The sequence below is a fragment of the Streptomyces laculatispora genome (genome assembly GCF_017353455.1).
GTDB lineage: Bacteria > Actinomycetota > Actinomycetes > Streptomycetales > Streptomycetaceae > Streptomyces > Streptomyces laculatispora.
The window spans coordinates 1-18445 of sequence record NZ_JAFMPZ010000638.1; the positions used below are offsets into that span (position 1 = coordinate 1).

Annotated in this window: 20 protein-coding genes and 1 pseudogene; 6 read left to right on the plus strand and 15 right to left on the minus strand. The window is 68.4% G+C overall.

The window, feature by feature from the left end:
* The 4 genes and pseudogenes from J1C73_RS33145 to J1C73_RS33160 form a co-directional block, all read right to left on the minus strand.
* Positions 1 to 280 (minus strand): annotated as a pseudogene (locus J1C73_RS33145) (ATP-binding protein); the annotation flags it as partial.
* A gap of 241 nt (positions 281 to 521) precedes the next feature.
* On the minus strand, positions 522 to 845 hold the full coding sequence (locus J1C73_RS33150; protein WP_123461690.1) for an STAS domain-containing protein: 324 nt from the start codon (positions 843 to 845) through the stop codon (positions 522 to 524).
* A 239-nt stretch (positions 846 to 1084) separates the two neighbouring features.
* The gene (locus J1C73_RS33155; RefSeq protein WP_123462489.1) at positions 1085 to 1933 is read right to left on the minus strand and encodes a 3-hydroxyacyl-CoA dehydrogenase family protein; all 849 of its coding nucleotides are present in this window, start codon (positions 1931 to 1933) and stop codon (positions 1085 to 1087) included.
* Between the two features lie 129 nt (positions 1934 to 2062).
* Positions 2063 to 2704, minus strand: coding sequence for a TetR/AcrR family transcriptional regulator (locus J1C73_RS33160; RefSeq protein WP_207319606.1), 642 nt, complete (start codon positions 2702 to 2704; stop codon positions 2063 to 2065).
* A gap of 81 nt (positions 2705 to 2785) precedes the next feature.
* Between J1C73_RS33160 and J1C73_RS33165 the strand changes: the two genes are divergently transcribed.
* Genes J1C73_RS33165 through J1C73_RS33175 form a run of 3 tightly spaced genes read left to right on the plus strand, consistent with a single transcriptional unit; the run spans position 2786 to position 4916 of the window.
* Entirely contained in the window at positions 2786 to 3568 is a 783-nt protein-coding gene (locus J1C73_RS33165; RefSeq protein ID WP_207319607.1) for an ABC transporter ATP-binding protein, read from the plus strand.
* A 12-nt stretch (positions 3569 to 3580) separates the two neighbouring features.
* Positions 3581 to 4339 carry an ABC transporter permease gene (locus J1C73_RS33170; RefSeq protein ID WP_207319608.1) on the plus strand — a complete coding sequence of 253 codons (759 nt, stop codon included), beginning with the start codon at positions 3581 to 3583 and terminating at the stop codon, positions 4337 to 4339.
* A 4-nt stretch (positions 4340 to 4343) separates the two neighbouring features.
* Positions 4344 to 4916, plus strand: coding sequence for a cob(I)yrinic acid a,c-diamide adenosyltransferase (locus tag J1C73_RS33175; protein WP_207319609.1), 573 nt, complete (start codon positions 4344 to 4346; stop codon positions 4914 to 4916).
* Between the two features lie 60 nt (positions 4917 to 4976).
* Here J1C73_RS33175 and J1C73_RS33180 read toward each other — a convergent pair whose 3' ends face one another.
* Positions 4977 to 5546 (minus strand): hypothetical protein, encoded by a 570-nt coding sequence (locus J1C73_RS33180; protein ID WP_207319610.1) that lies wholly within the window; start codon positions 5544 to 5546, stop codon positions 4977 to 4979.
* Positions 5547 to 5698: 152 nt separating this feature from the next.
* Between J1C73_RS33180 and J1C73_RS33185 the strand changes: the two genes are divergently transcribed.
* The 3 genes from J1C73_RS33185 to J1C73_RS33195 all read left to right on the plus strand — a co-directional run bounded on the left by J1C73_RS33185 (position 5699) and on the right by J1C73_RS33195 (position 9605).
* A complete protein-coding gene (locus tag J1C73_RS33185; RefSeq protein WP_207319611.1) occupies positions 5699 to 6895 on the plus strand; it encodes a sensor histidine kinase in 1197 nt (398 codons plus the stop codon).
* Complete coding sequence (locus tag J1C73_RS33190; RefSeq protein ID WP_207319612.1) at positions 6892 to 7542, plus strand: response regulator; 651 nt, start codon at positions 6892 to 6894, stop codon at positions 7540 to 7542. The genes J1C73_RS33185 and J1C73_RS33190 overlap by 4 nt, the downstream gene beginning before the upstream one ends.
* Before the next feature lie 179 nt (positions 7543 to 7721).
* Positions 7722 to 9605, plus strand: a complete 1884-nt coding sequence (locus J1C73_RS33195; protein WP_207319613.1) for a glycoside hydrolase family 18 chitinase — start codon at positions 7722 to 7724, stop codon at positions 9603 to 9605.
* A gap of 100 nt (positions 9606 to 9705) precedes the next feature.
* Here J1C73_RS33195 and J1C73_RS33200 read toward each other — a convergent pair whose 3' ends face one another.
* From J1C73_RS33200 to J1C73_RS33245, 10 genes are all read right to left on the minus strand, one after another.
* Entirely contained in the window at positions 9706 to 10152 is a 447-nt protein-coding gene (locus tag J1C73_RS33200) for a DUF2550 domain-containing protein (RefSeq protein WP_123461681.1), read from the minus strand.
* A 140-nt stretch (positions 10153 to 10292) separates the two neighbouring features.
* Positions 10293 to 10667 (minus strand): F0F1 ATP synthase subunit epsilon, encoded by a 375-nt coding sequence (locus J1C73_RS33205; RefSeq protein ID WP_123461680.1) that lies wholly within the window; start codon positions 10665 to 10667, stop codon positions 10293 to 10295.
* 109 nt (positions 10668 to 10776) lie between these two features.
* Entirely contained in the window at positions 10777 to 12219 is a 1443-nt protein-coding gene (gene atpD, locus J1C73_RS33210; protein WP_207319614.1) for a F0F1 ATP synthase subunit beta, read from the minus strand.
* Positions 12219 to 13133, minus strand: a complete 915-nt coding sequence (locus J1C73_RS33215; protein WP_207319615.1) for a F0F1 ATP synthase subunit gamma — start codon at positions 13131 to 13133, stop codon at positions 12219 to 12221. The genes atpD and J1C73_RS33215 overlap by 1 nt, the downstream gene beginning before the upstream one ends.
* A gap of 3 nt (positions 13134 to 13136) precedes the next feature.
* Positions 13137 to 14708: a F0F1 ATP synthase subunit alpha gene (atpA, locus tag J1C73_RS33220; protein ID WP_123461677.1), complete on the minus strand. Its 1572-nt coding sequence runs from the start codon at positions 14706 to 14708 to the stop codon at positions 13137 to 13139.
* A gap of 140 nt (positions 14709 to 14848) precedes the next feature.
* Positions 14849 to 15664, minus strand: a complete 816-nt coding sequence (locus J1C73_RS33225) for a F0F1 ATP synthase subunit delta (protein WP_207319616.1) — start codon at positions 15662 to 15664, stop codon at positions 14849 to 14851.
* Complete coding sequence (locus J1C73_RS33230) at positions 15661 to 16203, minus strand: F0F1 ATP synthase subunit B (protein WP_123461675.1); 543 nt, start codon at positions 16201 to 16203, stop codon at positions 15661 to 15663. The genes J1C73_RS33225 and J1C73_RS33230 overlap by 4 nt, the downstream gene beginning before the upstream one ends.
* Positions 16204 to 16245: 42 nt before the next feature.
* The gene (locus J1C73_RS33235; RefSeq protein ID WP_005311859.1) at positions 16246 to 16485 is read right to left on the minus strand and encodes an ATP synthase subunit C-like protein; all 240 of its coding nucleotides are present in this window, start codon (positions 16483 to 16485) and stop codon (positions 16246 to 16248) included.
* 73 nt (positions 16486 to 16558) lie between these two features.
* Entirely contained in the window at positions 16559 to 17395 is an 837-nt protein-coding gene (atpB, locus tag J1C73_RS33240) for a F0F1 ATP synthase subunit A (RefSeq protein ID WP_207319617.1), read from the minus strand.
* 210 nt (positions 17396 to 17605) lie between these two features.
* On the minus strand, positions 17606 to 18049 hold the full coding sequence (locus J1C73_RS33245; protein ID WP_124285044.1) for a Cg1360 family ATP-synthase-associated protein: 444 nt from the start codon (positions 18047 to 18049) through the stop codon (positions 17606 to 17608).
* Positions 18050 to 18445 lie beyond the last annotated feature (396 nt).

Below are 18445 nucleotides of genomic sequence, written 5' to 3' on the forward strand. Positions count from 1 at the left end.
CGGCGGCCCGTTCGCGGTCGGCGCGCTCCGCGGGGGTGCGCCGGACCGGTTCGGCGGGCTGCTCGCCCGGCCGGCACGGTTCGACCTCGCTGCCGTCGACCGGGTTGACCGTGAGCAGGAGGTCGCCCGATATGAGCGGGACGATACGTGCCTGTTGCGGTGTTTGCTGACCGAAATCAGGAGTCAGCGGATCGCGGGAGGGACGCCGTCGGCCGGCGTCCTGCGCGGAGCCGTTCCTGTCGTGGCCGTACTCTTCCGGCCCCCGGTGTGTCGGGTCCATCGCCAAAGCCCCCAAGACGCGTCGAGCACGGTTGCCCCTCCCGGCCTCGCACGTCCAGCTGTCGCTTCCGGTCCGGTGTCAGCCAGGTGGGTCCGTCAATCGGCAGACGGCCGAACCCTAAACCTTCGCACAGTATCTACGAACATCCGGGGTGCCGTGCCGCCCGACAGATCACGGTCTCGTGAGGATTGTGCGGCTTCGGCCGCGGGGCACGGACGGGCGTCCGCCGCCGCCGGGAACCTCAGACGCGCGGCAGGGACTCCGCCGCGATCCCACCCTCGATGGCCAGGATGCGGTGCAGTCTGGTGGCCACCAGGAGGCGTTGCATCTGCGGCGGCACACCGCGGAGCACCAGCCGCCGGCCGGCCCGTCCGGCCCGTCTGTGCGCGCCCATGATGACACCGAGTCCGGTGGCATCCCATGAATCCAGCTCGGTCAGGTCCAGCACCAGATCGCCGACTCCGTCGTCGAGGGCCGAGTGCAGGGCCGTACGGGCGTCCGCCGCGCTTCGGACGTCGAGGCGGCCCCCGACGACCAGCTCGGCGTGGTCGCCCCTGATGTGCATATGCGCTCCCCTGGAATGCTCCGTAGCAAGGTCCGTCTGTCTGAAACTGCCTCTGCCCCAACTGACTGCGACAGCGACAGGGAAGTTGCCGTCTGTAAGCGAACCGATACCGAATTCACTCCGTGGAGTGACGTGGGCCCGCCGTGGATCCGCTGCGGATCCGATGGTCCCGGGAGGCGACCCCCGGGGCCCCCGGGCCTGATGTGACGGCGGATCAGGCAACCGGGGACCAAAAACGATCAGTAGGTGTAAAAGCCCTGCCCGCTCTTGCGGCCGATGTCACCTGCATCGACCATCCGGCGCATCAGCTCCGGGGCGGCGAACTTCTCGTCCTGGGACTCGGTGTAGATGTTGCCGGTGGCGTGCAGCAGGATGTCGACGCCGGTCAGGTCCGCGGTCGCGAGCGGACCCATGGCGTGGCCGAATCCCAGCTTGCAGGCGATATCGATGTCCTCGGCCGAGGCGACGCCGGATTCGTACAGCTTGGCGGCCTCGACGACCAGCGCCGAGATCAGCCGGGTGGTGACGAAGCCGGCCACGTCCCGGTTGACCACGATGCAGGTCTTACCGACCGACTCGGCGAACTCCCGCGCGGTGGCGAGGGTTTCGTCGCTCGTCTTGTAGCCGCGGACGAGCTCGCAGAGCTGCATCATCGGGACCGGCGAGAAGAAGTGCACACCGACGACGCGCTCCGGGCGCTCCGTCACGGCCGCGATCTTGGTGATCGGGATGGCGGAGGTGTTGGAGGCGAGCACGGCGTCGTCCCGGACGATCTTGTCGAGGGCCCGGAAGATCTCGTGCTTCACCTCCAGCTTCTCGAAGACCGCCTCGACGACGACATCCGCGTCGGCGACCGCGTCGAGATCGGTGGTCGTGGTGATGCGGGCGAGCGCGGACTCGGCGTCGGACGCCGCGAGCTTGCCCTTGGAGACGAACCTGTCGTAGGAGGCCTTGATGCCGTCACGGCCGCGGGTCAGGGCCGCGTCGGTCACATCACGCAGCACCACGTCCCAGCCCGCCTGGGCGGAGACCTGCGCGATGCCGGACCCCATGAGTCCGGCTCCGATGACGGCGAGCTTCCTGGCCACGTTGGCACCCCTGCTTTCCATACGGTTCTCGTCCATGCTCTCCGGCGGAGGTTAGTACCCGTGAGGGGCGCTGGGGCTGCGAAGAGATGCGCGTCACGTCTCAAATGACGGACATCACACCGGGATGCGTCATTCGGCGGCGCGCCGGGCGTAGTTGAGCACCTTTTCGCCCAGCAGGTCCTCGATGTCGTCGAGCAGGACGAGGGCGTCCCGGGACACCTCGGTGGCCCTGCGGCCCGCGACCATCTCGCGTCCGATGTACCCCATGAGCGTGCCGTGCACCCAGGAGAGCTGACCGGCCACCAGGACCGGGGCCGAGTCCCCGGGCTCCGCGCCGGACTCCTCCAGGAGCGTCGCCTCCAGATGCTGGAGGGCCTCCTGCTGCACGTGCCAGAGGCGGGCCTTGAGGCCGTCGGCGCCCTCGATGACCCGCATGAAGCGCTCGTACCCCTCCATCAGGCCGACGGCGGGCGACACGCCCTCCACCTGGATGCGCAGTTCACGCAGGACGGCGTCGGCGGCGGACTCCCCCTTGTCCCGGCCCCGGACGTACCGCGAGAGGCGGTCGACGATGCCGCGACTGCGGTCCAGGAAGAGGTCCTCCTTGGTCGGGAAGTAGTTGTAGACCGTGTTCACCGAGACGTCGGCGGCGCGGGCGACCTCCGCGATCGTGACCGCGTCGAAGCCCCGCTCCAGGAAGAGCCCGGTGGCCACGTCCGAGAGGTGCTGCCTGGTCTGGCGCTTCTTGCGCTCCCTGAGTCCCTCAGCCATGACCCCACCCTAGAGCCCCCTGGAGTCCATGAATTTTTGGTGTCATTGCAATTTTTCACTGACTCTGTTTTTGTGGTCACTATGCCAATCATCAGCACGGCCGGGCTCGCCCGGACCTTCGACGCCAAGGCCGGCCCGGTGGAGGCCGTACGCTCCGTCGATCTGACGGTCGCGGCCGGCGAGATCGTCGGACTGCTCGGGCCCAACGGAGCGGGCAAGACCACCACGCTGCGGATGCTCACCACGCTGCTCGCCCCCACCGGCGGCGCCGCCACCGTCGCCGGCCACGACCTGATCGCCGACCCGGCGGGCGTACGGGAGAACTGCGGGTACGTCGCCCAGTCCGGCGGGGTGGACCCGCACATCACCGTGCGGGAGGAGCTGGTCACCCAGGGCCGGATGTACCGGCTCGGCAAGGCCGAGGCCGTCGCCCGCACCGGAGAGCTGGCCGGGGACCTGGGCCTGTCGGACCTGCTCGACCGGAAGACCGCCTCGCTCTCGGGGGGCCAGCGACGACGGCTCGACATCGCCATGGGACTCACCCACCGCCCGCCGCTGCTCTTCCTCGACGAGCCGACCACCGGTCTCGACCCGGGCAGCCGCGCCGACCTGTGGGACCTGGTGCGGCGGCTGCGTGACGAATCCGGCACGACCGTCGTGCTCACCACGCACTACCTCGACGAGGCGGACGCGCTCGCGGACCGGCTGGTCGTGGTCGACGGCGGCCTGGTGGTGGCGGAGGGCACCCCGGCCGCCCTGAAGACCCGGTACGCGGGCTCCCCCGCCGCCTCGCTCCAGGAGGCCTTCCTCGCGATCACCGGCCGCGCCCCCGCCGCCGCCGATGCCGCTCCCGTCGCCGTCTAGGAATCGGACCCGATGCTTCTCCATGACACCGCGCTCGTCTTCGGGCGGTACGCCCGGCAGACCCTGCGCTCGAAGTTCCAGATCCTCTTCGGCATCCTCATGCCCCTGCTGTACCTGCTCTTCTTCGGTCCGCTGCTCACCGGACTGCCGCTCGGCCGGTCCGGTGACTCCTGGCAGATCCTGGTACCCGGCCTGCTGCTCCAGCTCGGCCTGTTCGGCGCCTCGTTCAGCGGGTTCGCCCTCATCATCGACAAGTCGACCGGCGTGGTGGAGCGGATGCGGGTGACCCCGGTCAGCCGGCTGGCGCTGCTGCTGGGACGGGTGCTGCGGGACACGCTGCTGTTCATGTTCCAGGCGGTGCTGCTGGTCTCGGCCGCCCTGGTCATGGGCTTGCGCGCGCCGCTCCCCGGAGTCCTGATCGGCTTCGCGTTCGTCGGCCTGCTGACGGTCTCGCTGGCCTCGCTCTCGTACGCCCTGGCGATGAAGGTCAGCACACCGCAGGAGTTCGGGCCGGTGATCAACTCGCTCACCATGCCGGCCATGCTGCTCTCCGGTCTGATGCTGCCGATGACCCTGGGCCCGAAGTGGCTGGACGTGCTCTCCCGCCTCACGCCGCTGCGCTACCTCGTGGACGCGGTACGGGACGCGTACATCGGCTCGTACGCCACCACGCACATGCTCTGCGGCGTGCTGGTCGCCCTCGGATTCGCGACGCTCGCCGTGACAGTGGGCACACGCGTCTTCCGGAGGGCCGGGGCCTCACTACGCTGACGCCATGGTCAATCTGACACGTATCTACACCCGTACCGGCGACCAGGGCACCACCGCCCTCGGCGACATGAGCCGGACCGCCAAGACCGATCTGCGGATCTCCGCCTACGCCGACACCAACGAGGCCAACGCGGTCATCGGCACGGCGATCGCGCTCGGGCAGCTGACCGACGATGTCGTGAAGGTGCTCGTCCGCGTACAGAACGACCTGTTCGACGTGGGCGCGGACCTGTCGACTCCGGTCGTCGAGGAACCGAAGTACCCGCCGCTGCGGGTCGAGCAGTTCTACGTCGACAAGCTGGAGGCGGACTGCGACCACTACCTGGAGCAGGTGGAGAAGCTCCGCAGCTTCATCCTGCCCGGCGGCACCCCGGGCGCGGCGCTGCTGCACCAGGCCTGCACGGTGGTGCGGCGCGCGGAGCGGTCCACCTGGGCGGCGTTCGAGGTGCACGGCGAGGTGATGAACCCGCTGACGGCGACCTATCTCAACCGGCTCTCCGACCTGCTGTTCATCCTCGCCCGGGTGGCGAACAAGGAGGTCGGCGACGTCCTGTGGGTGCCGGGCGGCGAACGGTGACCGGCGTCCTCGATCGCCGGAACCCCGGGTTCAGCCCGTCCGGCGATCGAGGACGACGCGTCAGCCGGGCGGGCCCGGCACCCGCTTCGTCTCCCGCCGGGGGCCCCGCTTCGGGAACACCGTGTAGCTCGCCGCGATCACCAGGTTGATCCCGATCACGAACAGCATCGTCTGCTGCCAGGACCGCAGCGACGCCACGTCCCCGTCGCCCCCCACGTACCAGACCGCCCCCTGGAGCAGCGCCAGCGCCGTCACCGCGGCCAGCGCCCACCGCCCGGCCACCCGCCACTCGTGCACCGCCCGCGCCATCCCGTACTTCGGCGGCTTCACCGGTGGCGGGCCCCCCGCGAAGCGGTGGGCGACCCAGGCGTCGACCCACCGGATCGTGGAGTGCCCGAGGCCGACCGTGAAGCCGATGTACACCGCGGCGAGGCCGTGCTTCCAGTCCGGAGCGGCACCGTTCTTCAGGTCGACGGCCGTCACCACCAGCAGGATCACCTCCAGCAGCGGCTCGCACAGCAGCACCGCGCCACCGAGCCGCGGCTTCCTCGCCACGTACCGCAGCGCGAGTCCCCCGGCCAGCAGCACCCAGAAGGCGATCTCGCAGAGAACGATCAGCGTGACGATCACGGTCCTGTCTCCCTTCGCTCCCCTCCAGCGTCTCCGCCGCGGCGCGCCCGATCGTCGCCCGGAGTGACGAACCGCCACTGCATCCTTCGATGTAGTCGCGCCTCACTCCCCGTACGGACGTCCCGGGACGGTCCGCCGTGTTGGATGGGAGGGTGCTCTCCCCTCCCCGCCCCCACCGCGACGACGTCCTCATCGCGCTCAGCGGTCTGCTCGGCGGAGTGCTGCTGTGGCTGCTCGGCCTGCACATGCAGACCGGCCGGCCCCTCGACGCCCCCGGGATCGAACTGGTCGCGCTCACCGTGATGTCGGCGCTGGCGCTGCTGCGCAGGAGCGCGCCGCAGACCGCCCTGGTCATCGGCACCCTCGCGCTGATCATGGACCAGTTCACGGCCGGGAACCTGGCGACCGTGCTGCTGTACACCGACGTCATGTACGCGGCCGTGCTCTACGGCACCCCGGCGGCCGCCCGGCGGATTCCGGTGACCACCTTCCTGATCACGGTCACGGTCACGATCGGCTTCCTGGCCTGGTTCCGCAGTGCCGAGGCGCTGCTCATCGGCATCGTCACCGGGCTGGTCTCGTTCGTGCCCGCCCTCACCGGGGTCAGTGTGCGCAACCACCGCGATGCCGCCGAGACCGAGCGGCTGCGCGCCGATCAGACGGCTCTGCTGGCCGAGATGGACCGGGCGCAGGCGGTGACCGCCGAACGGGCCCGGATGGCGCGCGAGCTGCACGACATGGTCGCCAACCACCTCTCCGCGATCGCCATCCACTCCACAGCCGCGCTCTCCATCGACGACCCGGGGACGTCCCGGAACGCCCTGGGGGTCATCCGGGAGAACAGCGTCGCCGGTCTGGCCGAAATGCGCCGTCTGATCGGGCTGCTGCGCACCGGCGGGGCCGATCCTGAGCCCAGTATCTCGCCGACGCTCGGCTCGCTGGACGCCCTGGTCGAGCAGCACCGTACGAACGCCGCGTCCAGCGGGCTGACGTGCGTGCTGGAGGACTCCCGCACCGAGACGGGCCCACTGCCGGCGCCGGTCGAGCTGGCCGCGTACCGGATCGTCCAGGAGTCCCTCACGAACGCGCTCAAACATGCCGGGCGCGGCCCGGTCACGGTCCGGCTGGGGCAGGCGGGGCAGCGGCTGACGGTGGAGGTCACCAGCGTCCTCGGGGACCGGCCGGGGCCGCGCGCGCCCGGTTCGGGGGCCGGACTGGTCGGGATGCAGGAGCGGGTGGCGCTGCTCGGCGGGGAGATCGAGGCGGGGCCGGTGTCCACCGGGAGCGGGACGAGGATCTGGTGTGTACGGGCTGAACTGCCCGTCGGGGAAGGGAGCGTGCGGGCATGACCATCCGGGTTCTGGTGGCCGAGGACCAGTCGGCGGTGCGTGCGGGGCTGGTGCTCATCCTGGGCAGCGCACCGGACATCGAGGTCGTCGGGGAGGCCGGTGACGGGGAGGCGGCGGTGCGGCTGGCCCGTGAACTGCGCCCCGATCTGGTGCTGATGGACATCCAGATGCCCAGGCTGGACGGGGTGTCGGCGACGAAGCAGGTGGTCGCGGAGCGGCTGGCGGATGTGCTGGTGCTGACGACCTTCGATCTGGACGAGTACGTCTTCGGCGCGCTGCGGGCCGGGGCGTCGGGCTTTCTGCTGAAGGACACCGAGGCGCACGGCCTGCTCGAAGCGGTACGCACGGTGGCGCGCGGCGAGGGCCTGATCGCCCCGGCGGTGACGCGCCGGCTGATCGCGGAGTTCGCCGGTACCACCACCGCGCCACCGCCACAGGCTCCGGACCTGGCGGTGCTGGACTCCCTCACCCGGCGCGAGCGCGAAGTGCTCGGCTGCCTCGGCGAAGGCCTGTCGAACGCCGAGGTCGCGGTGCGCCTCTCCATGGCGGAGGCGACGGTGAAGACGCACGTCAGCAGGCTGCTGGGAAAGCTGGAGCTCCGCAGCCGGGTCCAGGCGGCGGTGCTGGCCCAGGAGTTGGGCATCTGAGGTTTAGTCGCACCCGACTCCGATCTTTGGTCCAGACCTCTTGACGATTGGTCCAGACCTTCCTAATCTCACCGAGCACACTGCGGTGAGCGCGCCATGACAAAGCGCGCTCAGGGCGGCGCAGGGTTTGCAGTCGACGGACCACCCCCGTTTGTCCGGACCTCACCCGAGGAGCACCGTTGAGCACTGAGACCCCCCGCCGGACCCGATTCAGACTCGGGGCCGGAAAAGCCACCAGATCCAGAGCCGTCGCGGGCCTCACCGCACTGCTCCTTCCGCTCGCCGCGATGGTCGGCATGGCCTCCCCGGCCCAAGCCGCCACCTCGGCGACCGCCACGTACCTCAAGAAGTCCGACTGGGGCAGCGGGTTCGAGGGTCAGTGGACGGTGAAGAACACCGGCACCACCGCCCTCAGCTCCTGGACCATCGAGTGGGACTTCCCCTCCGGCACCGGCGTCGGTTCCGCCTGGGACGCCACCGTCACCAGTTCCGGGAATCACTGGACCGCCAAGAACCTCAGCTGGAACGGCTCGGTCGCACCGGGCGCCAGCGTCTCCTTCGGCTTCAACGGCACCGGCTCCGGCTCCGGTGCCGCCACCGGCTGCAAGCTGAACGGCGCCTCCTGCGACGGCGGCAGCGTCCCCGGTGACAACGCCCCCTCCGCGCCCGGCACCCCCACCGCGAGCTCCATCACCGACACCTCGGCGAAGCTGAGCTGGAGCGCGGCCACCGACGACCACGGCATCAAGAACTACGACGTCCTGCGGGACGGCGCGGTCGTCGCCACGGTCACCGGCACCACGTACACCAACACCGGCCTCACCGCCGGCACGGACTACTCCTACACCGTGCAGGCCCGCGACACCGCCGACCAGACCGGTCCGGCCAGCGGCGCCGTCAAGGTGCACACCACCGGCGGCGGGGGCACCGACCCCGGTCCGGGCACCGGCGGCAAGGTGAACCTCGGCTACTTCACCGACTGGGGCGTCTACGGCCGGAACTACCACGTGAAGAACATGGACACCTCCGGCTCGGCCGCGAAGATCACGCACATCAACTACGCCTTCGGCAACGTCCAGGGCGGCAAGTGCACCATCGGTGACTCCTACGCCGACTACGACATGGCGTACACCGCCGACAAGTCCGTGGACGGCGTCGCCGACACCTGGGACCAGCCCCTGCGCGGCAGCTTCAACCAGCTGCGCAAGCTCAAGGCGAAGTACCCGCACATCAAGGTCCTCTGGTCGTTCGGCGGGTGGACCTGGTCCGGCGGCTTCGGCCAGGCGGCGCAGAACCCGGCCGCGTTCGCCGACTCCTGCTACAAGCTGGTGGAGGACCCCCGCTGGGCCGATGTCTTCGACGGCATCGACATCGACTGGGAGTACCCCAACGCCTGCGGCCTGACCTGTGACACCAGCGGCCCGGCCGCGCTGAAGTCCATCACGTCCGCGCTGCGCACCAAGTTCGGCAGCAACAACCTGGTGACCGCGGCCATCACGGCCGACGGCTCCGAGGGCGGCAAGATCGACGCCGCCGACTACGCGGGCGCCGCGCAGTCGCTGAACTGGTACAACGTGATGACGTACGACTTCTTCGGCGCCTGGGACGCGAAGGGCCCGACGGCTCCGCACTCCCCGCTCACCCCGTACACCGGCATCCCGAAGGCCGGCTTCAGCTCCTCCGAGGCCATCGCCAAGCTGAAGGCCCAGGGCGTCCCCGCCTCGAAGCTGCTGCTCGGCATCGGCTTCTACGGCCGCGGCTGGACCGGCGTCACCCAGGACGCGCCCGGCGGCACCGCGACCGGCGCCGCCCCGGGTACGTACGAGGCGGGCATCGAGGACTACAAGGTCCTCAAGAACAGCTGCCCCACCACCGGCACCATCGCCGGCACCGCCTACGCGCACTGCGGCACCAACTGGTGGAGCTACGACACCCCGGCCACCATCTCGTCCAAGATGGCCTGGGCGAAGAACCAGGGCCTGGGAGGCGCGTTCTTCTGGGAGTTCAGCGGGGACACCAGCAACGGTGAACTCGTGAGCGCGATGAACAACGGCCTCAAGTAGTCACCGCCGCACCGCATTGCGCGTAACCCCGAAAAAGCACCGGGGAGACAGGTCCGCCCCCTGTCTCCCCGGTTTTCGTCTGTGTGGCGCGTGGCCGGCCTCAGGCCACGTTCACCCGCTGGCCGGGCGGTGCCGCCTCCAGCCAGGCGAGGAATCCGGTCAGGGCGTCCTCGCTCATCGCCAGCTCCAGGCGGGTCTCCCGGTGGAGACAGCCGAGCACGATGGCGTCGGAGAGCAGCGCGAGCTCCTCCTCGCCCTCGGGCAGCCGGCGGGCGACCACCTCGATCGAGGACCGCTCAAGGACCCGGCGCGGGCGCGGGGAGTAGCTGAAGACCCGGAACCAGTCGACCTTGTCGCCGTGGTACCGGGCGACCCCGTACACCCAGCCCTTGCCCGAGAGATCGGGCTCCACCGGCACATTCCAGCGCAGGCTGCAGTCGAAGGTCCCGCCGGAGCGCTGAATCAGCCGCCGGCGCAGACCGAAGACGAAGAGACCAACCGCGACCAGTGCGACGACCAGCCCGCTCACCCACAGCGCGAGGAACATCTCCACCGACCTCCTCGCGTCGTCGAGTAAACGGATACCGCCCGGACTTCACCTGCACCTGCATCGCCTCAGCCGCGACACGGTCTGGAGAGGTCTCCAGCTCGGGCCGCGGCTGAGGGTAAAGACTTGTCGCGGGGTGGCTAGTGCACCGCCACCGCGCGCAGTCGCACATCGGCGCGACGCTCGGCGGCGCCGTCCGTGTCCGACTTCGCACGTTCCAGCGCACGCTCGGCGCGCTGGACATCGATCTCGTCCGCCAGCTCGGCAATCTCCGCCAGCAGCGAGAGCTTGTCGTCGGCGAACGAGATGAAACCGCCGTGCACCGCGGCGATGACAGTGGAGCCATCGCTCGTACGGATCGTCACCGGGCCCGATTCCAGCACACCCAGAAGCGGCTGGTGACCGGGCATGACGCCGATGTCGCCGGACGTGGTGCGCGCGACGACCAGGGTGGCCTCGCCGGACCAGACACTACGGTCCGCCGCGACCAGCTCGACGTGCAGCTCAGCAGCCAAGGGTGGCTCCTCGGGTCACCACCCGGCGGTCATGCCGGGTGTTGGGTCAATTCTACGGGGCGTGGTGAGGGGGACGGGACGCACCCGCCCCCCTCGGTGAGCCGGAGGCTCAGGAGACGCCGAGCTCCTTGGCGTTGGCCTTGAGGTCCTCGATGCCACCGCACATGAAGAACGCCTGCTCGGGGAAGTGGTCGTACTCACCGTCGGCGATCGAGTTGAACGCGGCGATCGACTCGTCGAGCGGAACGTCCGAACCGTCCACGCCGGTGAACTGCTTGGCGACGTGGGTGTTCTGCGACAGGAAGCGCTCGATGCGACGGGCGCGGAAGACGGTGAGCTTGTCCTCCTCGCCGAGCTCGTCCATTCCGAGAATGGCGATGATGTCCTGGAGGTCCTTGTACTTCTGAAGGATTCCCTTGACCCGCATGGCGGTGTCGTAGTGGTCCTTCGCGATGTAACGCGGGTCCAGGATCCGGGACGTGGAGTCCAGCGGGTCCACGGCCGGGTAGATGCCCTTCTCGGAGATCGGACGGGAAAGGACCGTCGTCGCGTCGAGGTGGGCGAAGGTGGTGGCCGGAGCCGGGTCGGTCAGGTCGTCCGCGGGGACGTAGATCGCCTGCATCGAGGTGATCGAGTGACCACGGGTCGACGTGATGCGCTCCTGGAGGAGACCCATCTCGTCGGCCAGGTTCGGCTGGTAACCCACCGCGGACGGCATACGGCCGAGCAGCGTGGACACCTCGGAGCCGGCCTGGGTGTACCGGAAGATGTTGTCGATGAAGAAGAGCACGTCCTGCTTCATCACATCGCGGAAGTACTCCGCCATGGTCAGACCGGCAAGCGCGACCCGCAGACGGGTGCCCGGGGGCTCGTCCATCTGACCGAAGACAAGCGCCGTCTTGTCGATGACGCCGGACTCGGCCATCTCCTCGATGAGGTCGTTGCCCTCACGGGTACGCTCACCGACACCCGCGAACACCGACACACCGTCGTGGTTGTTGGCCACGCGGTAGATCATTTCCTGGATCAGAACGGTCTTGCCGACACCGGCACCACCGAACAGACCGATCTTTCCACCCTTGACGTACGGGGTGAGAAGGTCGATGACCTTGACGCCGGTCTCGAACATCTCGGTCTTGGACTCGAGCTGGTCGAAGGCGGGCGCCTTGCGGTGGATCGGCCAGCGCTCGGTGACCTCGGCCTCGGCCTCGGGCTTGTTCAGGATCTCACCAAGGGTGTTGAACACCTTGCCCTTGGTCATCTCGCCGACCGGCACCGTGATGCCGGAGCCCGTGTTGGTCACCGGGGCCTGGCGGACCAGACCGTCGGTGGGCTGCATCGAGATGGCGCGGATCACACCGTCGCCGAGGTGCTGGGCAACCTCGAGCGTCAGCTTCTTGATCTTGCCGTCCTCGGCCGGGTCGGCCACCTCGACGGTCAGCGCGTTGTAGATCTCCGGCATCGCGTCGACGGGGAACTCCACGTCGACGACCGGGCCGATGACCCGGGCGACGCGGCCCGTGGCAACGGCCGTCTCAACTGTGGTCGTCATTACTTGTCACTCCCCGCGGTCGCGTCGGCCAGCGCACTGGCACCACCGACGATCTCGCTGATTTCCTGGGTGATTTCGGCCTGGCGGGCCGCGTTGGCAAGCCGGGAGAGGCTCTTGACGAGCTCCCCGGCGTTGTCGGTGGCCGACTTCATCGCGCGGCGGCGGGCAGCGTGCTCGGAAGCAGCGGCCTGCAGCAGCGCGTTGTAGATCCGGCTCTCGACGTACCGCGGGAGCAGGGCGTCCAGGACGTCCTCCGCCGACGGCTCGAAGTCGAACAGCGGCAGGATCTCTCCCTGGCTGTCCTCGTCCTTCGTGGTGTCGAGGCTGAGCGGCAGCATCCGGTTGTCCACCGGGTTCTGCGTCATCATCGAGACGAACTCGGTGAAGACGATGTGCAGCTCGTCCACGCCGCCCTCGGCGGTCTCCTTGGTGACCGCCTCGATCATCGGGGCGGCCGCCCGCTTCGCATCCGCGTACGTCGGGCTGTCGGTGAAGCCGGTCCACGACTCCGCGACCTTGCGCTCGCGGAAGTTGTAGTAGGCGACACCCTTGCGGCCGATCACATACGTGTCGACCTCCTTGCCCTCACCGCGCAGCCGCTCGGTCAGCTGCTCCGCCGCCTTGATGGCGTTGGAGGAGTAACCGCCGGCCAGACCGCGGTCGCTCGTGACGAGCAGGATCGCGGCCCGTGCCGGAGTCTCGGCCTCGGTGGTCAGCGGGTGCTTGGTGGTGGAACCGGTCGCCACCGCGGTGACAGCACGGTTCAGCTCGGTGGCATACGGCATCGAGGCCGCCACCTTGCGCTGCGCCTTGACGATGCGCGAGGCGGCGATCATCTCCATCGCCTTGGTGATCTTCTTCGTGGCGGTGACGGAGCGGATGCGGCGCTTGTAAACGCGAAGCTGAGCGCCCATCGATCAGCCCTCGCCCAGAAGCTTGCCGTCCGAGGTCTCGAACTGCTGCTTGAAGGCGGCGACCGCGTCGGCTACCGACTGCAGCGTGTCGTCGGACATCTTGGCGCCCTCGGCGATGCTGGTCAGGAGGTCCTTGCGCTCGCGGCGCAGGTACTCCAGCAGCTCGCTCTCGAAGCGGCGGATGTCCTCGACCGGGACGTCGTCCATCTTGCCCGTGGTGCCGGCCCAGACCGAGACGACCTGCTCCTCGACCGGGAGCGGGGAGTACTGCGGCTGCTTCAGCAGCTCGACCATGCGCTTACCGCGCTCCAGCGAAGCCTTCGAGGCCGCGTCCAGGTCGGAACCGAAGGCGGCGAACGCCTCCAGCTCGCGGTACTGGGCGAGGTCCACGCGGAGTCGGCCGGAGACCTGACGCATGGCCTTGTGCTGGGCGGAGCCACCGACTCGCGAGACCGAGATACCGACGTTCAGAGCCGGACGCTGGCCGGCGTTGAACAGGTCGGACTCCAGGAAGCACTGGCCGTCGGTGATGGAGATGACGTTGGTCGGGATGAACGCCGACACGTCGTTCGCCTTGGTCTCGACGATCGGGAGGCCGGTCATCGAACCGGCACCCATCTCGTCGGAGAGCTTGGCGCAGCGCTCCAGCAGACGCGAGTGGAGGTAGAAGACGTCGCCCGGGTAGGCCTCACGGCCCGGCGGACGGCGCAGCAGAAGCGATACGGCGCGGTACGCGTCGGCCTGCTTCGAAAGGTCATCGAAGATGATCAGGACGTGCTTGCCCTGGTACATCCAGTGCTGGCCGATGGCCGAACCGGTGTACGGCGCCAGGTACTTGAAGCCGGCCGGGTCGGACGCCGGGGCGGCGACGATGGTCGTGTACTCAAGCGCGCCGGCCTCTTCGAGGGCACCGCGCACGGAGGCGATGGTGGAGCCCTTCTGACCGATGGCGACGTAGATGCAGCGCACCTGCTTCTTCACGTCGCCCGAGCGCCAGTTGTCGCGCTGGTTGATGATCGTGTCGACAGCCAGAGCGGTCTTACCCGTCTGACGGTCACCGATGATCAGCTGACGCTGGCCGCGGCCGATCGGCACCATGGCGTCGACGGCCTTGTAGCCGGTCTGCATCGGCTCGTGCACCGACTTACGGACCATGACGCCAGGGGCCTGCAGCTCGAGGGCGCGCCGGCTGTCGGTCGCGATCTCGCCGAGACCGTCGATCGGGTTGCCGAGCGGGTCGACGACGCGGCCGAGGTAACCCTCGCCGACGCCGACAGAGAGCACCTCACCGGTGCGCTGCACCGGCTGGCCCTCCTCGATTCCGCTGAACTCGCCGAGGACGATCGCACCGATCTCGCGCTCCTCGAGGTTGAGGGCGAGACCGAGGGTGCCGTCCTCGAACTTCAGCAGCTCGTTCGCCATGGCGGAGGGCAGGCCCTCCACCTTCGCGATGCCGTCGCCGGCAACGCTGACCGTACCGACCTCCTCGCGCGAGGCCGCGTCCGGCTTGTACGACTGGACAAAGTTCTCCAGCGCATCCCGGATCTCCTCCGGCCGGATCGTGAGCTCCGCCATCTGGGTTCCCTGCTCTCCTTGTTGGGCCCGAAGTTTCTTAAGGGGGTCTGGGGGCCGACCCCCAGGAATCTTCTGCAATTTCTGCACGGCCCAACCGGGCCGCTGGTCTTGCTCTGTCTCTGTTACTGCGCCGGGCTGGGTCAGCCGGCCATCCGTCGGGTCGCCTCGTCGAGACGCTCCGCGATGGTGCCGTTGACGACCTCGTCACCGACCCGCACCGTGACTCCGCCGAGGACCTCGGGGTCCACGTCGAGATTCAGGTGCATCTGGCGGCCGTAGATCTTCGCCAGGGCGGCGCCGAGGCGCTGCTTCTGCCGATCGCTCAGCGGCACTGCCGAGGTGACGATCGCGACCATGCGGTCACGGCGCTCCGCGGCGAGCTTGGAGAGGGAGTCGAGTCCCTCTTCCAGGCTACGTCCCCGGGGCTGGGTGACAAGCCGCACGATGACGCGCTCGGTGGTGGGCCGCGCCTTCCCGCCGAGCAGGCTGCGCAGCAGCTCGCTCTTGGCGGCGGGGGTCGCGGTCCGGCTGGTGAGCGCGGCGCGCAGCTCCGGGTCCGAGGCGACGATCCGGCCGAACCGGAACATCTCGTCCTCGACGTCGTCGAGGTCTCCGTTGCGCTGGGCGGCGGTGAGGTCCGCGGTGTTCGCCAGTTCCTCGACCGAGTCGACCAGGTCACGCGACTGCGACCAGCGCGAGCGGACCATGCCGGAGACCAGATCGACGGCTTCGCCGCCCACCTGGCCACGCAGCAGACGTCCGGCCAGCTCGGCCCTGGCCTCGCCGGGCTGAGCCGGGTCGGTCAGGACCCGGCGCAGCGACACCTCGCGGTGCAGCAGCGCCGTGACGCCGGCCAGGTCCTCGGCGAGCTTCGACGCGTCGACCGACGTGCTGTCGGTCAGTGCGTCGAGACGCTCGCGTGCGGCGGCCAGTGCCTCGCGGCTCGCGCCGTTCATCGGACGGCCTCGGCCTTCGCCTCGAGCTCGTCGAGGAAGCGGTCGACGGTGCCACTCTGCCGGGCGTGGTCCTCAAGGGACTCGCCGACGAGCTTGCCGGCCAGGTCGGTGGCGAGCTTGCCCACGTCCTGACGCAGCGCGGACGCCGCGGCCTTGCGGTCGGCCTCGATCTGGGCGTGGCCCGCAGCGACGATCTCCTCGCGCTGCCGCTGGCCTTCCGCCCGCATCTCCTGCAGGATCACGGCGCCCTGCTCCTGCGCCTCCTGGCGCATACGAGCGGCTTCGTGGCGGGCCTCGGCGAGCTGAGCCTTGTACTGCTCAAGAACGCTCTGGGCCTCGGTCTGGGCCGCATCGGCCTTTTCGATACCGCCTTCGATGGCCTCGCGACGCTCTTCCAGAACCTTGTTGATGTTCGGGAGGAGCTTCTTGGCGAGGAAGCCGAAGACGATGAGGAAAGCGATGAGGCCGATGACGAGCTCAGGGATCGGCGGGATGAGCGGGTTTTCCGTCTCAGCCGCGATCGTAAGCAACTGGCTCACGTCATTGCCTTTCGTCTAGTGGGCTGGTCTGTGATCCGTGGATCAGGAGCCGTAGACGAACGGCATGACCAGACCGATGAGGGCGAGCGCCTCACAGAAGGCGAAGCCGAGGATCTGGTTGGCGCGGATGAGGCCGGCCGCCTCAGGCTGACGGGCGAGTGCCTGGGTGCCGTTACCGAAGATGATGCCGACGCCGACGCCCGGGCCGATGGCCGCGAGGCCGTAACCGATGGAGCCGAGAGCCTTCAGGTCGCCGGTGACAGCGGCAAGGGTCTGGGACATGCCAGTTCTTCCTTCTCTTTCAAGAACCGGTGGGGGTTGGCCACCGGACGACTGCGAATTGTTCGGGCGGGACTCAGTGGTTCTCTGCGAGCGCGCCCTGGATGTAGGTGCAGGTCAGCAGCACGAAGACGTACGCCTGAAGTGCCTGCACGAAGAGCTCGAAGGCGGTCATCACGATCGTCATCACGAACGAGACGCCTGCGTAGGCGAAGCCGATTCCGTTCAGCAGGTACCAGCTGGCGAGCGTGAACAGCAGCAGCAGCGTGTGCCCGGCGAACATGTTCGCGAACAGTCGGACCGCGTGAGTGAACGGCCGCACCAGCAGGTTCGAGAACAACTCGATGAAAGCGGCGAGATACGCCACCGAGCCCAGCGACTTGTCGAAGCCCGTGAAGTTCTTGAACGCCCCGACGAAGCCATGGCGCTTGAACGTCAGGCTGACCCAGACGATGTACACGATCGCCGCAAGCACCGCGGGGTACGCGATGATCGACGTGACCGGGAACTGGGCGACCGGAATGATCGACCAGAGGTTCATCATCCAGACGAAGAAGAACAGCGAGACGACGAGCGGGACGTACTTCTCGCCCTCACGCTTGCCGATCGTCTCGTACACGATGCCGCGGCGGATGAAGTCGTATCCCGTCTCGGCAACCATCTGCAGCTTGCCCGGGACGATCTTCGGCTTGCGGAAAGCCGCCCAGAAGAAGCCGACGATGACGATCGAGCCGAGCAGGGCCAGCAGCATCGGCTTGTTGAAGTACAGGTTGCTGTCCGCGTCGCCCCAGAGGGGTTCGAACAGGAACGAGTGCAGGCCGGGTGCCGGGAAACCACAACCGGAGAAGATGTGGCAATCGGTCTCGAAGGCGAGCACCTGTGTCGGGTCAGCACTCACCGCGGGCTCCTTCAGCGTGGCGCATAGGTACGGCAACCTCGTTGTGTCGGCGCGGCGCGCAGCCGCGGTTCGGCACTGGACTGGTGTTTCGGATGTGTGAGCGGCAGTCAGGCATTGAGCCTCGCGATCGAGCAGGCGTCAGCTCACATGCCCGCGCCCGCGGTGCCGCAGTTGGAACCGGACGATAGCAGGGTCCTGAACTCGCCCTTATCCCGCCCCTACCCTTCACGACCTGGAACCAGTGTTCTTGGGCTTCTCACCCTTGTCGGACTTCGACTCGGGCTCGACGTAAAGGATCTTGGCCTTCATGTACGCACGCGCCTGTGCGCCGATCCACACGAGTGTCGTCACGACCAGGGTGATCGCGAAGGCCTTCGGGTTGAACATCGTGGTGTTCTTGAATACAGCGACAAAGATGACCAACAGGAGCAGCTGAGCCGTGTACAGCATCAGCCCCATCGCCTGGAACAGATGGGGCAGGGACTTGGCGGTCCGCTGCAGGACCACCAGCCCGATACCCATGAAGAGGATGACCACGATCGTCGCAATGACCGCGCCCAGGGCTCCCTTGCCACCGGCGACGCCACCGCTGATCGCGGCGGCAACAGCGCCGGCGACAGCGGTGGGTACGGCGGTCTGGAGGAGAGTCCGGACGTCGTTGGACGGCATGGCGGCAGCTCCGCTTGCTGGGGGGTCGGCAGTGTGTCGTCATGGACGAGCGTAGGCCCGGTCCGAGTCGATGCCTCGGGGCCAAGGGACCGTGCTACTCAGGCCCTTCGGCTCTGTCACCGGGTTCGTGAACGGTATCACAAACTATTTGATGAGGTCTTTACCAAGAAAGTGTGCTTGCTGTCACACTTGAGTGTGAACAAGCGCGTGTGAGCAAGGCAACGCAACCGCTTGTCTGGTATTGCCCGTTGATGCCCGAATTATCGACGCGTGGAATCGGCCTCGCGCCGGTCCGAAAATCGCGAACGGGGGCCAATGGCGGTCGCTCCGTTGACGCCCGAGACACCTGCGGCGATCGGAGCCCCCGGGGCGGTCTCGCGCCCCCCCTGCCCCATC

Bases quoted from the DNA above. Each gene is read 5' to 3' on its own strand.
- J1C73_RS33160 (WP_207319606.1), bottom strand. From the start codon at position 2,704: ATGGCTGAGGGACTCAGGGAGCGCAAGAAGCGCCAGACCAGGCAGCAC.
- J1C73_RS33235 (WP_005311859.1), bottom strand. From the start codon at position 16,485: ATGTCCCAGACCCTTGCCGCTGTCACCGGCGACCTGAAGGCTCTCGGC.
- J1C73_RS33225 (WP_207319616.1), bottom strand. From the start codon at position 15,664: ATGAACGGCGCGAGCCGCGAGGCACTGGCCGCCGCACGCGAGCGTCTC.
- J1C73_RS33170 (WP_207319608.1), top strand. From the start codon at position 3,581: ATGCTTCTCCATGACACCGCGCTCGTCTTCGGGCGGTACGCCCGGCAG.
- J1C73_RS33245 (WP_124285044.1), bottom strand. From the start codon at position 18,049: ATGCCGTCCAACGACGTCCGGACTCTCCTCCAGACCGCCGTACCCACC.
- J1C73_RS33175 (WP_207319609.1), top strand. From the start codon at position 4,344: ATGGTCAATCTGACACGTATCTACACCCGTACCGGCGACCAGGGCACC.
- J1C73_RS33150 (WP_123461690.1), bottom strand. From the start codon at position 845: ATGCACATCAGGGGCGACCACGCCGAGCTGGTCGTCGGGGGCCGCCTC.
- J1C73_RS33190 (WP_207319612.1), top strand. From the start codon at position 6,892: ATGACCATCCGGGTTCTGGTGGCCGAGGACCAGTCGGCGGTGCGTGCG.
- atpA (WP_123461677.1), bottom strand. From the start codon at position 14,708: ATGGCGGAGCTCACGATCCGGCCGGAGGAGATCCGGGATGCGCTGGAG.
- J1C73_RS33215 (WP_207319615.1), bottom strand. From the start codon at position 13,133: ATGGGCGCTCAGCTTCGCGTTTACAAGCGCCGCATCCGCTCCGTCACC.
- J1C73_RS33200 (WP_123461681.1), bottom strand. From the start codon at position 10,152: ATGTTCCTCGCGCTGTGGGTGAGCGGGCTGGTCGTCGCACTGGTCGCG.
- atpD (WP_207319614.1), bottom strand. From the start codon at position 12,219: ATGACGACCACAGTTGAGACGGCCGTTGCCACGGGCCGCGTCGCCCGG.
- J1C73_RS33165 (WP_207319607.1), top strand. From the start codon at position 2,786: ATGCCAATCATCAGCACGGCCGGGCTCGCCCGGACCTTCGACGCCAAG.